Source organism: Chloroflexus sp. (genome assembly GCF_056331925.1).
The window spans coordinates 7,701-27,272 of the sequence record NZ_JBWGQH010000033.1 but is presented as its reverse complement, the minus strand read 5'-3'; the positions used below and the strand labels follow the sequence as shown (position 1 = coordinate 27,272).

16 protein-coding genes are annotated in these 19,572 nt (G+C 57.3%); 6 read left to right on the top strand and 10 right to left on the bottom strand.

Annotation, left to right across the window (positions count from 1 at the left end; all coding sequences use genetic code 11):
• Window positions 1-393: 393 nt before the first annotated feature.
• The 3 genes from AC01ZF_RS15465 to AC01ZF_RS15455 all read right to left on the bottom strand — a co-directional run bounded on the left by AC01ZF_RS15465 (window position 394) and on the right by AC01ZF_RS15455 (window position 4,511).
• Window positions 394-1,533, bottom strand: a complete 1,140-nt coding sequence (locus AC01ZF_RS15465) for an NAD(P)/FAD-dependent oxidoreductase (RefSeq protein WP_428132749.1) — start codon at window positions 1,531-1,533, stop codon at window positions 394-396.
• Window positions 1,534-1,716: 183 nt separating this feature from the next.
• The gene (locus AC01ZF_RS15460; RefSeq protein WP_424675768.1) at window positions 1,717-1,962 is read right to left on the bottom strand and encodes a sulfurtransferase TusA family protein; all 246 of its coding nucleotides are present in this window, start codon (window positions 1,960-1,962) and stop codon (window positions 1,717-1,719) included.
• Window positions 1,963-2,126: 164 nt separating this feature from the next.
• Complete coding sequence (locus tag AC01ZF_RS15455) at window positions 2,127-4,511, bottom strand: glycoside hydrolase family 9 protein (protein WP_428112868.1); 2,385 nt, start codon at window positions 4,509-4,511, stop codon at window positions 2,127-2,129.
• A 78-nt stretch (window positions 4,512-4,589) separates the two neighbouring features.
• On the opposite strand from AC01ZF_RS15455, the gene AC01ZF_RS15450 reads away from it, so the two are divergent.
• From AC01ZF_RS15450 to AC01ZF_RS15425, 6 genes are all read left to right on the top strand, one after another.
• Window positions 4,590-5,771 carry a GNAT family N-acetyltransferase gene (locus tag AC01ZF_RS15450; protein ID WP_424675770.1) on the top strand — a complete coding sequence of 394 codons (1,182 nt, stop codon included), beginning with the start codon at window positions 4,590-4,592 and terminating at the stop codon, window positions 5,769-5,771.
• Between the two features lie 1,156 nt (window positions 5,772-6,927).
• On the top strand, window positions 6,928-7,281 hold the full coding sequence (locus AC01ZF_RS15445; RefSeq protein WP_424675786.1) for a hypothetical protein: 354 nt from the start codon (window positions 6,928-6,930) through the stop codon (window positions 7,279-7,281).
• 85 nt (window positions 7,282-7,366) lie between these two features.
• Entirely contained in the window at window positions 7,367-7,921 is a 555-nt protein-coding gene (locus tag AC01ZF_RS15440) for a copper chaperone PCu(A)C (RefSeq protein WP_424675771.1), read from the top strand.
• 189 nt (window positions 7,922-8,110) lie between these two features.
• Window positions 8,111-8,707 (top strand): SCO family protein, encoded by a 597-nt coding sequence (locus AC01ZF_RS15435; RefSeq protein WP_424675772.1) that lies wholly within the window; start codon window positions 8,111-8,113, stop codon window positions 8,705-8,707.
• A 102-nt stretch (window positions 8,708-8,809) separates the two neighbouring features.
• Window positions 8,810-9,205 carry a cupredoxin domain-containing protein gene (locus AC01ZF_RS15430; protein ID WP_424675773.1) on the top strand — a complete coding sequence of 132 codons (396 nt, stop codon included), beginning with the start codon at window positions 8,810-8,812 and terminating at the stop codon, window positions 9,203-9,205.
• Window positions 9,206-9,356: 151 nt separating this feature from the next.
• Window positions 9,357-10,568, top strand: coding sequence for an NAD(P)/FAD-dependent oxidoreductase (locus AC01ZF_RS15425; protein ID WP_428112872.1), 1,212 nt, complete (start codon window positions 9,357-9,359; stop codon window positions 10,566-10,568).
• 144 nt (window positions 10,569-10,712) lie between these two features.
• On the opposite strand, the gene AC01ZF_RS15420 is transcribed toward AC01ZF_RS15425, so the two are convergent.
• The 7 genes from AC01ZF_RS15420 to AC01ZF_RS15390 form a co-directional block, all read right to left on the bottom strand.
• A complete protein-coding gene (locus AC01ZF_RS15420; protein ID WP_428112873.1) occupies window positions 10,713-12,347 on the bottom strand; it encodes an amidohydrolase in 1,635 nt (544 codons plus the stop codon).
• 584 nt (window positions 12,348-12,931) lie between these two features.
• The gene (locus AC01ZF_RS15415; RefSeq protein ID WP_424675776.1) at window positions 12,932-13,831 is read right to left on the bottom strand and encodes an ROK family protein; all 900 of its coding nucleotides are present in this window, start codon (window positions 13,829-13,831) and stop codon (window positions 12,932-12,934) included.
• A gap of 52 nt (window positions 13,832-13,883) precedes the next feature.
• Window positions 13,884-15,182: a diaminopimelate decarboxylase gene (lysA, locus tag AC01ZF_RS15410; RefSeq protein WP_428112874.1), complete on the bottom strand. Its 1,299-nt coding sequence runs from the start codon at window positions 15,180-15,182 to the stop codon at window positions 13,884-13,886.
• Window positions 15,179-15,817 (bottom strand): HD domain-containing protein, encoded by a 639-nt coding sequence (locus AC01ZF_RS15405; protein WP_424675778.1) that lies wholly within the window; start codon window positions 15,815-15,817, stop codon window positions 15,179-15,181. The genes lysA and AC01ZF_RS15405 overlap by 4 nt, the downstream gene beginning before the upstream one ends.
• 232 nt (window positions 15,818-16,049) lie before the next feature.
• Window positions 16,050-18,599, bottom strand: a complete 2,550-nt coding sequence (locus AC01ZF_RS15400; protein ID WP_476575479.1) for a heavy metal translocating P-type ATPase — start codon at window positions 18,597-18,599, stop codon at window positions 16,050-16,052.
• A gap of 91 nt (window positions 18,600-18,690) precedes the next feature.
• The gene (locus tag AC01ZF_RS15395; protein WP_424675780.1) at window positions 18,691-18,915 is read right to left on the bottom strand and encodes a heavy-metal-associated domain-containing protein; all 225 of its coding nucleotides are present in this window, start codon (window positions 18,913-18,915) and stop codon (window positions 18,691-18,693) included.
• Window positions 18,916-18,931: 16 nt separating this feature from the next.
• The gene (locus AC01ZF_RS15390; RefSeq protein ID WP_424675781.1) at window positions 18,932-19,207 is read right to left on the bottom strand and encodes a metal-sensitive transcriptional regulator; all 276 of its coding nucleotides are present in this window, start codon (window positions 19,205-19,207) and stop codon (window positions 18,932-18,934) included.
• Between the last annotated feature and the right edge of the window lie 365 nt (window positions 19,208-19,572).

Here is a 19,572-nt window from a genome sequence, read left to right as displayed (position 1 = left end):
CAACCTCCTAACGATACCGTCGATCCGCTAGAACTTAGTATAGCAGAAAGATTGTTCACAAATGTGGATATTCAAACCCATTTTTACACCGAGTTCGCAAGTTGTGCGTAAACTCGGTGTACGGCGTAACCGAACGTGGACAGAACCTACCAATATACACGCCGTGGTGCCGCTGCGTTATGCATCACTCCGTAACCGGTTCAAAGCGGGCTTGGAAGAAGCGCAGGTAACGCGGCTCATATAGGCAGCTCTCACTCTCCTCGCCCACTCCCCCACCGCGGGAGAGGGGGAGTCCGTTGCCCTTCGGGGGGGGGGGACACGGCGATGCCGTGCCCCTACGGGCGGCACCCGTTGCGTTGCGTTAAACACCTTTGCGCCTTTGCGCTTAACGCCTTACACAATACCCGTCGGTACCAGATGCCAGTAGGCCCGGTTGAGTAGCGCCTTCTCGTAATGGTAGTAGGCGCTTGGCTTAGGCGGCTGCGGCGGATGGGTGTAGTCGAAGACGAGTTGGGTCGCTTGGCCGCGCCCGGTCTCAAGGAAGCACATCACCTGCCCTTGGTAGCGCTCATCGCTCGGCTTGCCCTTAATCTCGCCGGCAATACGGTGGGCGATTACCTTCGCCTCAAAGTGGGCCGCAGCACCACTCTTACTCACCGGCAGATCGGTCGCATCACCCAAGCCGTAGATATACGGAAACTGCTTGTGCTGGAGCGTTTCGCGGTCGGTGGGCAGCCAACCCTGCCCATCACCAAGCCCCGAATCCATGACAATCTTCGCCCCGCGGTGCGGCGGCACCAACACCAGCAGATCGTAAGGCAGGGTCGTGCCCTCCAATGACGAGACTGTCCGCTCAACTGGGTCAATCGATTCGGGATTAAAGAAGAGCTCGTAGTTAATCCCGCGCTCTTCTAACATCGGCGTGACAAAGGTCGCAACACTCGCAATGGTAAAGACACGACCGATTGGCGAGAGGTACGTAATCTCGGTCTTTTCACGCAACCCGCGTTTGCGCAGCTCATCCTCCAACAAAAAGGTGAACTCCAGCGGGGCAGGCGGGCACTTGTAGGGAATATCAGCCACGCCGATCACCACCTTGCCGCCGGTAAACTCACGCAACGCGGCGTGCAGACGCAACGCTGCCTCAGCGCTATAGAAATGATGGGCACCTTCGCGATAACCGGGCACCGCATCGGGATCAAGCCGGGCGCCGGTCGAGATAATCAGGTAGTCGAACGGCAACTGCGCACCATCGGCCATCTCAACATAGCGTTCATTTGGTTCAATTCGCACCGCATCACCGATCACCAAATCAACCGAACGACGCAACAGCGAACGTTCGTTCCGCTCCCAACGCTCCGGCGGCGCACCACCAAACGGCACGTATAACCAGCCGGGCTGATAGACATGCTTCCCGGTGCGGTCGATCAATGTAATTTGCGCTTGCTTGCGCGTCAATTGGCCGGCGAGCAAGTTGGCGACTAACGTGCCGCCTACCCCGCCGCCCAACACCACAATCTGTTTGACTGCCATAGTCTTTACCTTCTGCGTACTGGGCAAACCCAACACGAACCTTGCGCCGTCCACACGGGGCGTACCCAGAACGAAACTCAAACGCAACGACGGACAGGGTAACAGGCTGTCATGATTCGGAGTCGTTACGCATCGCCCCCATGGCGTCGTTGCGTTGACCTCTGCGCATCTTGGCGGCCTAAGTTAGCGCGTCTTACGCACGATAAAGCGGGTATATCCCTGCTCTGGGAATGCGCCGATAAACTCGTGACCGGCCTTCTCCACCCAAATTGGAATATCTTTGGCTGAGCCGGGGTCACTGGAGAGGACTGCTACGACCGAGCCAACCGGTACACTCTTGATCCCACGGATCAGTTCCATCATTGGACCGGGACAATGGCTGCCGCGAGCGTCAATCTCTTTGTCAATCGTGATGTTAGGGGGTGTCATAGTTGTCTCCTGTTGGTCAACGCTGACCGAATTGATTCCTTGTGACAACTATAGCATCCCTACTTCGCTTTAAACAGAAAGAAGCGACAACATATTTTGTACAGGTAGCAACCGTTGCTGCCGATGCAACTCACGCTTCAACCGAACTGGCCTTATCGCTGTGCTTAACTATCTACAGTGCAGATCATGCCGTTTAGCGTAAACTGTGACGGTCGCGGATTGACGCCAGTATGCCGGAGGTTAAACCCGAACTGTTGCTGTGCACCGGGAGCAAGTGCGCGGTTCCAATCGACATGCGCAGCACTGACATCGCGTCCGACTTGCGTAATCACCGCATTCCAGAAATCGGTTACCATCTGTTGCCCATCGGGAAATTGCCATGCCAGTGTCCACCCATCAATCGCAAGTAATCCGGTATTCGTGATGACGACTGTGATCGTTGCCCCATCGTTCCACGCCTGTTGCACACGATACATAACCCGGCATCCTGCCGAATCGACCGGGGGTAGCGTTGAAGTCGGTAGGATAGTTGGGGCTGGAGTCGGCGTCGATATGCTCTGCCCGCCACTACCAACAATCAGTGGTATGTAGACGTATCGTTCGGTAACTGGGGGCGGTAGAATTGCACCGCCTGGTTCTGTTCCCCAAATGCGCGTCCCATCCTCGTACAAACTGATTGTCGTCGCTTTGATCAGATTGCCCGACGTCGTTGCGTGCAAATCGCGATACGACCAATCATTACTTGGATCCCACTGTTTGCTGCTCGTCAGCCGAAACTGGACTTCTTTTCGATAATGATCGGCGCCGCCGGGATAGATGCTAACTCCGACACAATCGATGATGACCGCATACACCGTATCGGTATACTGGATCGGCGATGAGACACTGCGACACTGATTACGCGGTACACTGATGGTAATATCCTCCGGGCGGGTATCACCATCAAGCGTAAAGAAGTAGCGCATCGTTAATCGGTCAATTACGCGAGCCGGCCAACCTGATTTATTGATAATAAAGGCTTTTATCTCGGTGAAATTTGGGCCACTCGCATTGACGGCGGCTTGCACGTAGACTTCATCATCATCAGGCGGAAGATCCGGAGGAGGAAAGCTAGTAAGCGGTTCGCCACCGAACAGTGAGTACATACGCGCTAATGCACCGGTCAAGCCGGCATTATAGTCGGTAGCGACTTCATTCATGATATAGTCGCTGCGGACATCACGGTACTGGTCGTCGGGCAGAGCCGGTCCACCAACAAGAGCGCCATAGAGTATGTGACGCTGATACGGTGGTTGATCAATTGAGTCGAGCCATGATCCGTGTGCCGTGCGGTGATGCGGGTTTTGGGGCGGGCAATTGCCGAACCCGACCATATAACTACACCCACGTGGATTATCACCGAGAATGTAGTTGATCTGGCGAATGGCAAAATCGCGATAGCGCGCGATCTTCTGCTCCTCGCCGTAATTGGTGGCTAGCCAATCGGCATAGATGAACGCGAGAAATGCCGTGTTCGCTGTGTACCGCAGCGATCCCCATTGACTTAGCCACGCTTGCCCACCCGGACTATAGGTAATCCGTGTACCGTCGGCGCCATGCTCGGTACCGCCGACCGTCCACCAATTGAGCCATCGCTCAACATTGGCGCGATAAGTTGGTTGACCGGTCAATTGAGCTAACAAGATGTAGCTGCCATACGATTTATCATCCCAATTGTGCGTCCATTTATATTGACCACTGAGCTGAGTTGCATACTGTTGCGCTTTGCTCAAGTATGTTGACTCTCCCGTCGCGCGATACAACCATGCCGCACTCCAGACTAGTTCGTCCTGATAGCCGCTCCACGAGTTGTAAAATGCTGCTGCATTTTGAATACAATCGCTATACTTCCCGCGATACGTATCGGCAAAGGTGTAGAGTTGACGCGCATGAGTAAGCATCTGTTCGGCATAATCAGGATCGGTCGGGCGAAAGGCGATGGCCGCGGCAGCTAAGGCTGCTGCCGTCTCGGCGGCGAGATCAGAACCGGGGCAGTCAGCGGTGATTTTGTATGTCGGTCGTGGCATCGGCATCACTTCAGCCGGCCCCCACCACGCATGATCGAGATGACCGTCACCCACCTGTCCATAGAATTCAAATGGCCCTGTGTGGGCTTTGATGAAATAATCAGTCGCCCAGCGCAGATTGGCTAGGATATCGTCGAGCAGGCCAGCTTGTTCGTAGACCTGCCGATATTCGACCACACCCCATGCCAGCAGCGTAGTCGAGGCCGCCATCGGAAACCCGAACTTCACATGGTCGCCTGCATCATACCAGCCACCGGTCAGGTCAATGCCAACATCGGCGCCATCGTTCAGACCCGAATCACCACGCCACCGAACCCGATTATCGGGTGGTAAGTGACCGGAACGTTGGATTTCGTAGAAAAAGATCGACTTTTGCAACGCTTCGCCGTAATTAAATTGCGCGGCAGGCAGCACCATTGGCAGGGACGGGATCAATCCAAGTGTCCAGATAACGGCTGCGAAGAAGAGAATGGTGGAACGCATAGGCTAAAATGAATGCTACTGAGATGTACTGCGCAGTATGCTATCATAGCAAATCAATTTTACAGATGCAATAGTTATATGTCTATCTATCTTACCGCTCACTATCTTGATCCGAACCAAGACAACTGGTCGGCAACAATTGATCAGCTCTGGCAACTACTCGGCGCACCGCAAAATCCTGAGTTACTGCCACCCCACTTTGTCAAGAGTACCTTCCCCCGCATGGGAGGAATGGTAGCAACTATTCATGTTCATCAACGGCTTGCAGGGGTTGGGTTGCTCTTCCCGCGTGCTATTGCGGCTGACGGCACGCGCAGCTACACCCTGCGGCTCCACGAGTTCGATCAGCAATTAAACAACGACCTCCTCCGCGCCGCATTCCATCCCACACCGGTAATCATCTATCGACCTCGCGACGGACAAACCTTTGCCCCTGCCGCCCCCCGCCCCACCGGTATTTGGATCGGGCCGCCGCAAGCTGATGACTTGCCCGCAATTGCCGACCTGTACCGGGCAGTATGGAACAGCCAGCCCTACCCTGCTGACTTGTTTAGTACCGAATTCGGTGCTGCCACTACCCTCGTCGCTACCGTTGACGACCGACTCGTCGGGTTTCTCCTCGGCTTCTGGCGGTTTGGGGCCTTACCTGATACACCTGACGAACTCGCCATCGAATCGCAAGTAATGGCCGTCGATCCGGCCTACCGCACCTACGGCCTTGCCACACACTTGAAACGAGCACAAGCCCACGCTGCATTAGCGCACGGTGTCCGCTGTTTGCATTGGACGGTCGATCCCTTACAGTTACCGAATGCGTTACTTAACTTCAACCGCTTGCACGCCATCGCCACTGAGTTCGTGAGTGGCTATTACCCGGTCTTCAATGCCTTGAATCAGGTGATCGCCTCCCGCTTTATCATCACATGGCTCCCGGCCAGTACCTATGGCCGCGCCGGCCTAGTTGATGGCGGGGAGCGACCTGTACTGACCGACCTGCCGGGTGTAGCGATTCTCAACAACGGTCCACACCCACAACCTGCACCACCGCATCCACCGTTCATCGCCATTGCTATCCCCGCTGATTGGAGCGCACTGCAACATCGAGATCTGGCACTTGCCCACACATGGCGCACAACAACCGATGCTATTTTTACCGAATGGGTGGGATGGGAGCGGTATGTGATCTATACCGTCGCCTATGATGCGAGCGGCCAACCCTATTTGATCGGTAAACCGGCCGGATCGTGGATGTGGGAATAAGATTGCTGCATCACACAATTGACGAGCACCATCTATGGTTCTGACCGCGGTTCCGTTCGCATTGTCATCCACCAACAAGGTACCGACTATGAGCAGCGGTTCCGTAGAAGAGCACCGACTTAGGTAGCAGCTATTACCGGTTCTGCCGATTGTGGTATTGCTTAGCAGGGGTAGTCACCGGGGCTAGCCGATCGGTTAGCAACGCGCTCAACATCGGTGCAACACTATCCATAGATAATCCGCGTACCGCTCATCAATAATACACATAGCGTAGGTACAACCTGCTCCGTTGTTACCGGTGAAGGTGGATTGGTTCGATGCTACCGATGAGCAACCGATGATGCAGGAAGCAGTATTGGTTAAGGCACCGCTGTTCAGCATACCGATACCCACCAGCGTAGCAAGGTTGCGTTCGAGCATTCGTGCAACAATTACTGTTCCAGTCGGAGATCACCTTGAAACCCAATACGCAGCCTGTCGATCTGCCGAGCAGCAAGATTGGATCGTTGCCACTACAGAACCCGGATCATCCGACCGGGTAAAATACCGATGTGCGCGCCAATAAACATGGATTTTGGTTTCACCGCACACACTACCCAAAATAGTTCACACAAACGTGCGGCCCAATTGCGCGCACAATAGCAACGTTCAGGCCCGTCTTATCGACACCAGCGGTCCGGTAAAAACAAAAGATTGGACCGCGTTCCGCGCGTCACCGTTACCCTTCGCCCATCGGTACTGCTCTGCCTTCAGTCAGCCGAGTAGCCATCTTGCAATAGACTGTTCCGATGCCCGTTTACAATCACGTGAGGCTACTCACGGATCAACTATTGTAACGCCGCAGTCGTCAGTGCAGGACTGCATTCGGCCAACTTCTGTTCGTTGCACTGACGTGAAAACAGGTAGCGTCGGATAATCTCCAGATACGCTCACTTGGCGAAAAGCCGGCCAATTCCAACAATTCTATGCGGTTGAGCAGAGTTGATAGATGGTATCAACGCGATTGGTCGTACATCAGATTGAATCGAAAGGTTTTCGAGATAGCGATGAACATCAGCATAGTCGCTCCTGGGGACGAATGAGCGGAGAGCGAATTGCGTCATCGTGAAGAGATCTCTACTTTGCGTTAGTCAGATTTTGGTGTATACTGTTGGCGATGTTTGTGTATTCTATCGCAAACACGACACCGCTCCACCTGAGCCGTGCCGTCATACTGTGGATACTTGCCTTCTTGATCGGGCCATGGCCGGCGGTATCTTGCATTATTCATTGCCTCGTCATCACACCATCATCCGCCGGAGTTGAGCATTTTCTGTGCGACGCCCCCCATACTGGCAACCACCACGAAACACCGCCTCCGCCGGTGCGTTACGAACTGTGGTCATCTGCGCTGGTGCTCGTTAGCGGGGGCTTGTTGATCGTACAACGCTTCGTCAATACCCTGCCGGTAATCGTATCTTCCGCCGTTTATACCCCTGATCCGCCACCACCTCGCATGACGCTGTCCTAACTAACCCAGGCAGCAGCTGCACGAATTTGGTGCAGAGTTTGGTTGTTGGTACAGAAGTTCAGGAATTATCTTGCGAGGTGAAACCATGCGACGTCTATTTGCTATCGTGACCGCAACGTTATTGGCGGTGGCGCTCGCTGCTTGTGGCGCAGGGCAAAGTGGAACTCAGACCGGTGGAATTACCGTGCGCGATCCGTGGGTGCGCGCCACGATGATGAATATGGCTGGCGATCAGTCGGGCGCAATGGGCAATATGCAAGGCGGTATGCAGGCGACCCCAATGGCCGGGATGGACGATAGCCACAGCCATGGTAATGAGTATGGCAATATGGCCGTCAGTGCCGCGTACATGGTGCTTGTCAACAACGGTCCGGCCGATGCCATCGTGAAAGCCGAAAGCGATGTCGCTAAGACCGTCGAGCTGCACAACGTGTTTATGGAAAACAACGTGATGCAGATGCGTCAGGTTGAGGCGATTGAGGTACCGGCCAACGGTCAGGTTGAATTGAAGCCGGGGAGCTACCATGTGATGCTCATCGGGTTGAACCGCGATCTCAACGAGGGTGACGAAGTGACCATCAAGCTCATGACTCGCAGCGGTAAGACGATTGAGGTCAAAGCACCAGTGCGCAAGCCGTAGCTTAGGATATTGTCGGGGATTGTCTCTTGCCGCTCGCGGTAGTGTTCACCAACCTCTCTCCTCATTAGGGAAAAGACCTTTATTCGTGGAGGAGAGAGGATCGGGGAGAGGGTAAGTAACCCTCTCTCCCCTTTACAAAGAGCGAGGTGAGGGATGATCACGAGGAACATCAATTTGCAGGTGACAACTATGCAACGCTGGCTTTTCGGTTTTCTTACTCTTGTCGCTGCACTGATACTCAGTGGCTGCGGTGGATATGAATTTCGCGGCACCGTGCTCGAACCGCCCAACCCAGCACCTGAGTTACCGCTCACCGACCAGTTTGGGCGTGATTTTCGTCTCAGCGATTATCGTGGCAAGGTGGTACTCCTCTTTTTTGGCTTCACCCATTGTCCTGACATCTGTCCCACTGCCCTTGGCGACCTCAAACGGGTGATGGAGAAACTCGGTAACAATGCCGAGAAGGTACAGGTGGTGTTCGTATCGGTCGATCCCGAACGTGATACACCCGATCTGATGCAGCGCTACTTGGCCTCGTTTAACCCAACCTTCCTCGGGCTTAACGGTGATCGAGCCATTCTCGAACAGGCTTACAAGGATTATGGAGTAACAGTCATTCGTCGCGATCTGCCTAATTCGGGGTTAGGGTACACGATTGATCATTCCGGCTACATCTACGCCATCGACCAAGTTGGCAACTGGCGCCTCCTGTGGGCGCATGGGACACCGGTTGATGACATCGTCAGCGATGTGCAAGCATTATTACGCAACCCACCACGCTCGTAAGGTTAAGTGTTTAGGGAGTTATGATCACTGCATAATGCTCAATCGCTGGAGGTTCAGACGAGTCGTTCTGTTGCCATCACATTCATGATATTAAGGTTGCTCATGCGACGCGATGTTGATGCCACACAACTTAATCTTAGCCCAAGTGTGAGGGTAATCATCCTCCTGGTGACAATGACCATCATCGCTGTGGCCGGCATCTTTCTCTGGCAAGCGACTACGAACCGGCAACGCCAGTTGGTGTTTGAGATTCCTCCCGGCACAGCGGCCCGCCTTGCTGCCGGCGAAGAAGTGAAGGTTTTTCCCTCTACCATTGTGATCGATTTGCGCTATCATGATACGCTGATCATTCAAAATAACGATAGCGCCGAAGTTACAATCGGACCCTTCCGCATCGTGCCCGGTCAGCGTTTTGTGCAGCGTTATTGGAATCCGGGTACTTACGAGCTGATCTGTTCGGTGCATCAAGGTGAACAATTGCGGATTGAAGTGCGCTAACCGTACACAATACGTGATTGCGGGGTAGACACTTGTTGTCTGCCCCATCTTTAATTATCTGTGGTCAACACCCATAACGTTGCATAAGTTGCGGTACAATAAGCACGGTGCATTGTGGAAGTAACCTGCTCATTCGACTAGGGACGTCACTATGTTGACTTCGCACTGGCACGCCACCCTTGATCGCCCACCATTGCCGGCAATCGATCTGCCCTCTACAGCCGAAGTGGTCGTCGTCGGAGCCGGTGTGGTTGGTGCAACCACAGCCCTTTGGCTTGCCCGGGCTGGCCTGCGTCCGCTGGTGATTGACCGCTCTGGACCGGCAGCCGGCGCAACCGGTCATAACGGTGGTATTCTCGCTGCCGGTTTAGCCGAAAACTATCTGACCGCCACCGCCCGGTATGGGCACGACACAGCGCGCGCCCTCTACGCTCTGAGCTTGACCGGCCAACGTCTTATGGTGGAGTTGATCGAGCAAGAGCAGATCGACTGCGATCTCCGGCTTCACGGTAATCTGAACTTTGCCCTTGGCGAGGCACAGTTGTCAATTGCTGCTGCCACAGTAGCCAGCCTGCAAGCCGATGAGTTTCCGGCCACCCTCCTCGACCGCACCGCAGCCCAGGAATTTGTCCGTATTCCACTCGGTGCGGCAGTTTCCGGTGCCCGTTTCAATCCCGCTGCCGGTACCCTCCATTCCGGTAAACTCGTGTACGGCCTGCTCGCTGCTGCCCAGCGCTACGGTGCGCAAGTGAGTTGGGGGGCAACCTTACAACAGATTGTCACCGCAGATGGTAGCCTGCGCCTAATCACCGATCGCGGTACTATCACAACCCCGGCAGCGGTCATCGCGGTGAATGCGTGGAGTGGTGAGGTATTGCCGGAATTAGCCGCACACATTAAGCCGGTGCGCGGGCAAGTACTGTGTACCGTTCCAGTCGACCCCTTCATCGCGTGCGGGTTCGGTGCAAGCCTGACTGCCACCGGCGAATACGGCCAACAACTGCCCGGCGGTCAAGTCTTGTTCGGTGGTTGCCGCGCTATCGCTCCCAACCACGACGTTGGTGTCCCCCCCGGTGACGTCAGCCCGGATGTACAGAACGCGCTCGAGACCGGGTTGGGCCGTCTCTTCCCCACCCTTGCCGGTATCGCCATCGAACGGCGCTGGTCGGGACCAATGGCGTTCACCGCCGATTATGTACCAATTGTGACTCAACCTGCCCCCGGCCTATTCGCTATTGGCGGCTTCTCCGGCCACGGGATGCCGTTCGCAGCCATCGTTGGTCGCTACCTTGCCGAAGCTGCACAAACCGGTGTGCTATCGTCTGAGCTAGCACCGTTGAGCATCGAGCGGACGACGTTGTAGCCGGTTTCACCTGGCCTGTGGCAGGCACGCTGCCGCTCCTACCCCTATGGCCTGCGACAGCCACACTGCCGCTCCTACCCCCTATGGCCTGCAGCAGCCGCGCTGCCAATTCGTGCCTACTCTGGCCCTGTGACTCCCCAAACCCTACACACCACGCTCATACACGACCTGCCCACCGAGTATCGTCATCTCAACCCGAATCTCCTTTATTTCCTCCGCCGGACAGGCAAAAAAGTCGCGGTCGAGCACCGCCATATCGGCCAGCATACCGGGGGCGAGCGGCCCCTTCAAATGCTCTTCACGGGTTAGCCAAGCCCCAGCGACGGTGTAGGCATACAATGCCTCTTCCCGGCTGACCGCCTGATCAGGCGCGATCGGGGTGTCCTTCCAACTCTTGCGCGTCACCAACGCATACAGACCGATAAAGGGATTGAAATGCACCGTGCTCGGCACGTCGCTCGTCGCTACCACCCGAATACCCCGGTCGAGGTAGGTGCGCATTGGTTTGTAGCGCGCCGCTAGCTCAGGCCCGACATCGCGGAAGAGATCGTCGCCCTCGTAGTAGATGAAGGTGGGTTGGATGACAACCGCTAACCCATGCTGCGCCATGTGCTGCAAGCTCTCTTCGGTGGCGAAGTAGCCGTGGATCAGATTATGGCGGTGCTCACGCGGATGGGCCGCGATCACTTCGGCAAAAGCGCGGGCCGCTTCATGATGCGCTCGATCACCGATCGCATGAATGCCGATGTCCCACCCCAGGGTGTGACCACGGGTAAAAAACTCAACCAGCTCTTCGGGATCGAGCCGGTTGTAGTCGTACACTCGATCTTCACCTAGAAATGGCTGAAACATCCATGCTGTGTGCGAGGTCGTGCCGCCGTCAATCGCCATCTTAAGCGCACCGATCCGCAACCATTCGTCACCCAACCCACTCAGACCACCAAACGCTGCTGCGCGCGCTTCTAACTCGTCGCGCGTTTCACTTTCACGGAAGCCATGCCACGAAACCAGCAAGTTGGCCCGCACCGGCAACCGACCTGCTTGCCGCGCCGCTACATAGGCTCGGATCTCCCACGGTTGCAAGCCGGGGTCGAGGATACTGGTGATGCCATAGGAAAGGTAGGCTCTGCCGGCAGCCTCAAGCGCTTCGACACACTCGGCCTGCGTTGGCACTGGCAACAAGCGCCGACATAGTTCCTTAGCAGCAGCACGCAAATTCCCCGTTGGCGCACCATCAGCCTCACGCTCGATCTTACCTCCCACCGGATCAGGCGTCGCCGCCGTCACTCCAGCCAGCTCTAGCACTCGCGTGTTCACCACATCCATGTTGAAAAAACGCTTGAGCAAGACCAGGTGGGTCGTAGTCGCTGAATCGAGATCGTGGCGGTTCGGCAGCCGGCCCTCGCGAAAGAGCGACTCATTCCAGCCTTCGCCAACGATCCACTGGCCGGCAGGCGTATGCGCCGCCACTGCTCGCACTCGCTCGACCATCTCAGCGATCGATGTGCAATCGTCAAGCCCGATCCGACGCAGCTTCAAGCCCATCTCAAGCATATGGTTGTGTGCGTCGTTAATGCCGGGGATCACCGCCCGCCCGCCGAGGTCGATCCGGCGCGTCGCCGGCCCGGCCAGCGCCAAAACATCAGCGTCATCTCCTACCGCGACAATCCGGCCATCTTTGCAGGCAATCGCGCTGCACCGCGGCAACGCCGGGTTGAGCGTGTAGATCGTCGCGTTGTGCAGAATCAGGTCAGGAGCAAGATCACGGGCGAGCAGCATAGGGTACTCCTCATTTCTATCATCGCTAACATAATCGCATGTCATTGCGCAGAGGCGAATGCGGTTGTCATTACGAACGCCCACCTTTGTCAGTGCGAGGACGCGCAGCGCCCGAAGCAATCTCCTGCTCGGCGAACGGTGTGCGCTCAGGGCACGCTCCCGTGCTCGCGGGAGATTGCTTCGCCGCGCGGGGGCAGAGCGATGCTCTGCCCCTACGCGCGACGCGCAATGACAGATAGCGCGCGGTTCTTACCCCTCTCAGCCCGTCCCCTGCTGCAAAGTCGGACGGAACGCATAAGCGCAGGTGCGGTTGATGGCCTCGGAATAGGCTGTTGCACCCTCACCCTCTGCCCCGTTCCCACTGGTGTGGGTGCGGGGCGCTGCTAAGTTCCGCTTCTGCAAGACCTTGCCATCATCTGGCGGCTATCCCCACCCGCCGTGAGGTGGAGAGGTGCGCTCCAGCGTTCCGTGTCAACCGTGGCCTTCCCGTTGATACGGCAGATGTGCCGCCTCTCGCTCTTCTCCTAGGGAAGACGATCAAGACAACATGTTTGTGCCATTTGTGTCTTTTTGTGGCTATTCCCCTAATATCCTTCCGCCGCCACCATCGCCAGCGCAATCGCCCCCAGCACACCGGCGCGCACACCTAACCTCGGTGGTACGATCAACTCTGCGGGGTTGTCGAGAATGCGCGGATGCTGCAAATAGCCATTTAGCCAACGCTGCGTCGCCTCCCGCACCAGCGGGAACATCTGGGGCTGGCTCATCACACCGCCGCCGATGATGATTCGCTCTGGCGAGAGCATGCAGAGCAAGGTCGCCATCGCCTGCCCCAAATAGTCCGCTTCGAGTTCCCACGCCGGATGATCGGGCGGCAACTGCTCTGCCGGCGTTTGCCACCGCGCTTTCATCGCCGGGCCGCATGCCAACCCTTCCAGACAATCGCCGTGATAGGGGCAGATGCCGGGAAACGGATCGCGGGCCGGGTCACGCACAGGGCGGATGTGGCCCATTTCGGGATGGATGAGGCCATGCACCAATCTCCCTCCCACCATTGCCCCACCGCCGATGCCGGTACCCACCGTGATGTACACCGCCACGTCGCAATCGCGCGCCGCGCCCCACTGCCATTCACCCAACAGGGCTACATTCACGTCGGTATCAAACCCAACCGGACGGCCCAACGCCCGCGTGAGCGCCCCAACCACATCGGTGTTAGACCAACCCGGCTTGGGGGTAGTGGTGATAAAGCCATAGCTCGGTGAAGCACGGTTGAGATCGACCGGCCCGAACGAACCTACCCCAATTGCCGCCAATTGCGCTGGCTGATGGGCGCGAAAGAACGCAATCGCCTGCCTCAATGTCTCGGCGGGTGTCGTGGTCGGAAAACGGATCTCGGCCCGAATATCGTCCGGCCCCGTCCCAATCGCACACACCCACTTCGTCCCACCCGCTTCAATCCCACCGTAGAGTCGTTCCGCCATCACCACACCTCACACCGATAACACGGCGTCCCACGACTGTAGCCAAGCACCATCACAACATCATATCGCGCGCCAGCACATCCTCCTCAGTCTCGCGGCGCTGGATCAGGCGGGCTTGGCCATTGCCAACCAACACCAGCGCCGGGCGCGGCACAAGATTGTAGTTGCTGGCCATGCTAAGCGTATAGGCTCCCGCCGTCGCCACTGCAATCAGATCCCCCGGCTGTGCTGGCGGCAAGGCAATCTCTGGCAAGAGCACATCACCCGATTCACAATAGCGTCCGCCGACAGCGACTGATTCGCTGGCCGGCTCGCCAGCACGATTCGCCAGCACTGCACTGTAGCGCGCGCCGTACAACGCTGGCCGGATATTATCCCCCATGCCGCCGTCAATATGCAGCCATCGCCGGCCTTTGCGCCCCACCACTCGGTACAGCGCTACCCCAGCTCGCGCCACAATCGAACGGCCCGGTTCGATCGTCAGCCGGGGCAGCGGCAAATCGTAACGCGCACAAGCCGCTTGCAGCGCCGCACTCACCACCTGCGCATAGCGAGTAATATCGGTCAGCGACTGCTCGGCAGTGTAAGGTACCCCCAACCCGCCACCAGGGCTCAATTCAACCGGCGTCACCCCAAACCGCTCGCGCAGGCGGGCAGCTTGAGCAGCCAAAACGTCAATGGTGGTCACGATTTGATCGAGTGCAAACAGTTGCGAACCGATATGCGCGTGCAACCCTAACCAGCGCAAACCCGGCGCAGCCAGCGTTTGCGCCACAGCATCATCGAGTGCTGCTAGCGGCAAGCCAAACTTCGCCGCTTCACCACCGGTAGCAATATGGGAGTGGGTATCTGCCTCAATTGCCGGTGCAATACGCAACAAAACACCTTGCGGCTCGGCGAGTCGTGCGCTCATAGCGCGCAAACGGGCCACCTCATCGAGGTTATCCACCACAATCGCACCCACCTGCCATGCCGTCGCCCGTTCCAGCTCGGCATCACTCTTCGCATTGCCGTGCAAATGGACATGCGCCATCGGCACCCCAGCCCGTCGCGCCACCAGCAACTCCGTCGCCGAAACGACATCAAGGCCCAGACCTTCTTGTACAACGATCTGGGCCAATGCCGTATTGAGAAGAGCTTTTCCAGCATAATGCACACGGAACTGACCGGGATACGTAGCGGTAAACGCCTGTCGATAAGCACGCATCGCTCCCCGCAGCGTCACCTCATCGAGCAGATAAAGCGGCGTCCCAAACTGATCGGCGAGTGCTACCACATCGCACCTGCCCACCCAGAGCCGCCCGTCGACAACGGTGGTGGTCTCCGGCCAAATGTGCGGAACAAGCGTCATCGGCTGATCCCCGCTAACCCGAGGCGCGGCGCCGCAGTGCGCAGCGCAGCGATCACTTCACCGATAAGCGCATCAAGCTCCATCCCAATCACTTCAGCCCCGTGAACGATCCCTTCCCGGCTGACCTTCGCCGCAAACGCCTTATCCTTCATCTTTTTACGCACCGAAGCAACTTCAACGCTGTGAATACTCTTATCGGGCCGCACCAGCGCCACTGCGGTCACAAACCCGCTCAACTCATCAACGGCGTAGAGGGTGCGCTCAAGCGGCGTTTCGGGCAGAATGCCGCTATAATCGGCGTGGCTGAGAATCGCGCGCAAGATCTCCGGCGCCCATCCCGTCGAGCGTAGATACGCCACACCGTAAAACGGATGGCCGGGCAACTCAGCAGGTACCTCATCACCGCGAATCAGCGCTTCGGCAATAGCCGTCGTGGCCGGTCCAGCCTCAGGCATGTGGGGGTAGCGCTCAAAATCGAGATCGTGCAACAACCCCACTGCTGTCCACAGATCCACATCGGCACCCTGCTTAGCGGCAAAGTGGGCCATGCACGCTGCAACGGCTTCACAATGCTTACGTAGGCTATCAGTGGTAATCCATTCATGCATGATTTGGCGAGCAGTATCGGTGAGCATCGCGGCTCCTTTGACACTCAATCTAGGAAAATCACTACCGCGAATATCATACCACACCCCCGTGCAGCCGCACGGCTATGCGGCTCTAGCGGCTCCCGCTCCCCACACCCCCGTGCAGCCGCACGGCTATGCGGCTCCGACTATGCGGCTCCGACTATGCGGCTCCGGCTATGCGGCTCTAGCGGCTCCTGCTCCCCACACCCCCGTGCAGCCGCACGGCTATGCGGCTCTATCAGAATCGCACCCCTTTTAATCGCAACGAATTACTCACCACAAACACCGACGAGAACGCCATCGCTGCTGCTGCTAACACCGGACTCAACTGCCAGCCGGTGAACGGATAGAACAAACCCGCCGCCACCGGGATTAAAATCACGTTGTAGGCAAAGGCCCAGAACAGATTCCAGCGAATGGTCCGCACCGTTGCCCGGCTCAGCGCAATTGCCTGCGCGACCCCGCGCGGATCACTGCGCATCAGCGTGATGTCGGCGGTCTCCATTGCCACATCGGTACCGCTGCCCATTGCGATGCCGACATCGGCCTGCGCCAGCGCCGGCGCATCGTTGATGCCATCGCCGACCATCGCCACTCGCCGCGGCTTGTCGCCGGCTGCGCTCTGCTGCAAGCGCGCCACGATTGCCGCCTTCTCATGCGGTTTGACCTCGGCATAGACCGTGTTGGCCGAAATGCCGACTGCTGCCGCAATTGCCGCGGCTGTGCGCTGGTTGTCGCCGGTTAGTAACGCCACGTCCAAACCACTCCGGCGCAGCTCGGCCACGGCTGCAGCAGCAGTGGGCCTGACGGTATCGGCTAGCGCGATCACGCCGCACGCCTCGCCGTCAGCTGCAACCACGATCACCGTCTTGCCGCTGGCTTGCAACTGATCGACTGTCGCTGCCAACCCGGTCACATCCACCCCACGCTCGGCCAGCCATACCGGTGTGCCGATCAGTACCGTTTGCCCATTTACTTCGGCCTCGACGCCGGCCCCGCTCACCGCCTGAAATCGGGTAGGCCGCGTAATCGGTAAGCCACGCGCTTGCGCTGCCTGTACAATGGCGACACCGAGCGGATGTTCACTGCGGCTCTCGGCGGCGGCAGCGAGTTGTAGCAGCGCTGCATCCGCCGACAATTCAACAGCACTATGCTGCACCAATATCGGCTGCGCCACAACCACAACATCGGTCACTTCAGGACGGCCATAGGTGATAGTTCCGGTCTTATCAAATACCACCATCTGTAAACTTGCCGCCCGTTCCAACGCCTCAGCATTGCGGATCAGAATCCCGTGCGCAGCTCCGGCACCAGTACCGACCATAATCGCCGTCGGTGTCGCCAGACCCAACGCACACGGGCAGGCAATAACCAGTACTGCCACCGCGAAAATCAGTGCCTGCGTGAGACCGACACCGGCCCATAGCCAACCGATAAAGGTCAGCGTTGCAATCACGATCACCACCGGCACAAAGATTGCCGCAATCCGATCAACCAACGCCTGCACCGGCGCTTTTGAGCCTTGCGCCTCTTGCACCAACCGTACAATCTGGGCCAATGCTGAATCTTTGCCGATCCGTGTCGCCCGCATCTGGAAGCTACCGCTTCGATTGATCGTCGCACCAAAAACGGGATCGCCAACCCGTTTCTCGACCGGCAGACTCTCGCCGGTGAGCATACTCTCGTCAACTGTCGATTCACCGGCGATAATTACCCCATCCACCGGAATTTTCTCTCCCGGACGCACGATCACCATCTCACCGACACGTACTTCGTTCAACGGTACATCAACCTCTTTGCCACCACGCAGTACCCGCGCCGTCTTCGGTTGTAAACCGATCAACGCCTTAATAGCGGCGCTAGTTTGACTCTTTGCCCGTGCCTCAAGGTATTTACCAACTAGAATCAAGGTGATGATCATTGCCGCCGTCTCGAAGTAGACGTGGCCGGGCGCTCCACTGAGCAATATAGCGAGACTGTAAAAGTAAGCCGCCGATGAACCGAGCGCGATCAATGTATCCATCGTCGCCGTGCGCATACGCAACGCGCGCCACGCATAGCGGTAAAAATCGCGTCCAGCGTAGAATTGCACCGGTGTCGCCAGCGCTAAGAATAACCAATTGAGCAAATCATCGCGGGCAGCGACCATGTGCATGATCTCGTTCATCGCTGAACCGGCCATCGCGGCTACCATTGCCGCACCTTCACCGATCAGCCATGGTGCAATCAGACCAAAATCACGCGCCATCGAGAGGATAAATAGCGGTAAGCCAAAAACCACACCGACCAACAAGCGACGCCGACGTAGCGCCATCTCATGTGCACGCGCCCGCGCCTCGACATCTTCCGTCTCGCCTGTCGTAGTTGCCGGAGTAATCACTCCATAACCAGCCTGCTCAACCGCCTTGACCAACTCAGCCCGATCCACCATCCCCGGCACGTAGCGCACTAATGCCTGCTCACTGGCCAGATTCACCTCGGCGCTCAGCACACCCGGCGTTTTGCGCAACGCCTTCTCAACCCGCGCCGAACAGCTCGCGCAGGTCATGCCGGTAATAGCCAGCGTGATTTCGTCTATTACCACACCATAACCGGCTCGCTCTATTGCGGCCTGTAGTGCTGATGGCTGAGCCTGCGCCGGATCGAACCGCACCAATGCTTGCTCACTGGCCAGATTCACCTCGGCATTCAGCACACCCGGCGTTTTGCGCAACGCTTTCTCAACCCGCGCCGAACAGCTCGCGCAGGTCATGCCGGTCACCGGTAAGATGATTTCACGTTCAGCCATGGTCATTACCTTGGGTAAATATACAATTCAATTCATTGGAGAGAGCCGCACGGCTGCGCGGCTCTGCAAACGGGCGTTCAACAAACAACTGTTAGCACGCAATTCCCAACGGGGTCACGTCATCGTAACCGGCTTCTTTGATCGCCATAACAATATCGGTGATCTCCACATCATCACTGTGGACGACCGTCACAATTTTGTTATCCAAATCAACATTAACCTGCACTACGCCGGTCAACGCTCCCACCTCTTTGCGCACTGCGTGAACACAGTGCTGGCACGACACCCCCGGCACGCGAAACTGCTCTGTTACCATCGATATACCTCCCTTACTAACGATGTGTACTCTCAAACACCTGCAACAACTCGGTTAGTACCCGCTCACGCTCGCCAACATCCTCGCTGCGGATCGCGGTCGTTACACAACTGTGTAAATGGTTCGCAAGAATGATCGCATCGAGTTTGGCAAGCGCCTGCTGGATCGCGCGCGTCTGATTCAGCAGATCGATACAGTAGGCATCTTTCTCAACCATTCGCTGCACACCACGAATGTGGCCCTCTATTGTCTTCAATCGGTTGAGAATCTGCTGTTTGCGCTCAGGATCCATAAGTTACTCCTTTTGTTGTGTCATATCCCACCCCCGGGGGAGGGGATGATGAGAACAGTATAGCATACCTTACCATCCTTATGCAAGGTTACCCCGGCCTGTGCGGCGGGGCAGGTGCACGTACAGACGCCACCTGTAACGGCACGGCATCGCCGTGCCCACACGAAGAGCAAAGATGCTGACGCAAAGGCGCAGAGGGGCCAAGGGCGCCAAGGGGTTACACTCCCCCTCGCCCACCGCGCGGGAGAGGGGGCCGGGGGGTGAGGGAACCTAACGAAAAGATTGCTGACGTACAGACGCCACCTGTAACGGCACGGCATCGCCGTGCCCACACGAAGAGCAAAGATGCTGACGCAAAGGCGCAG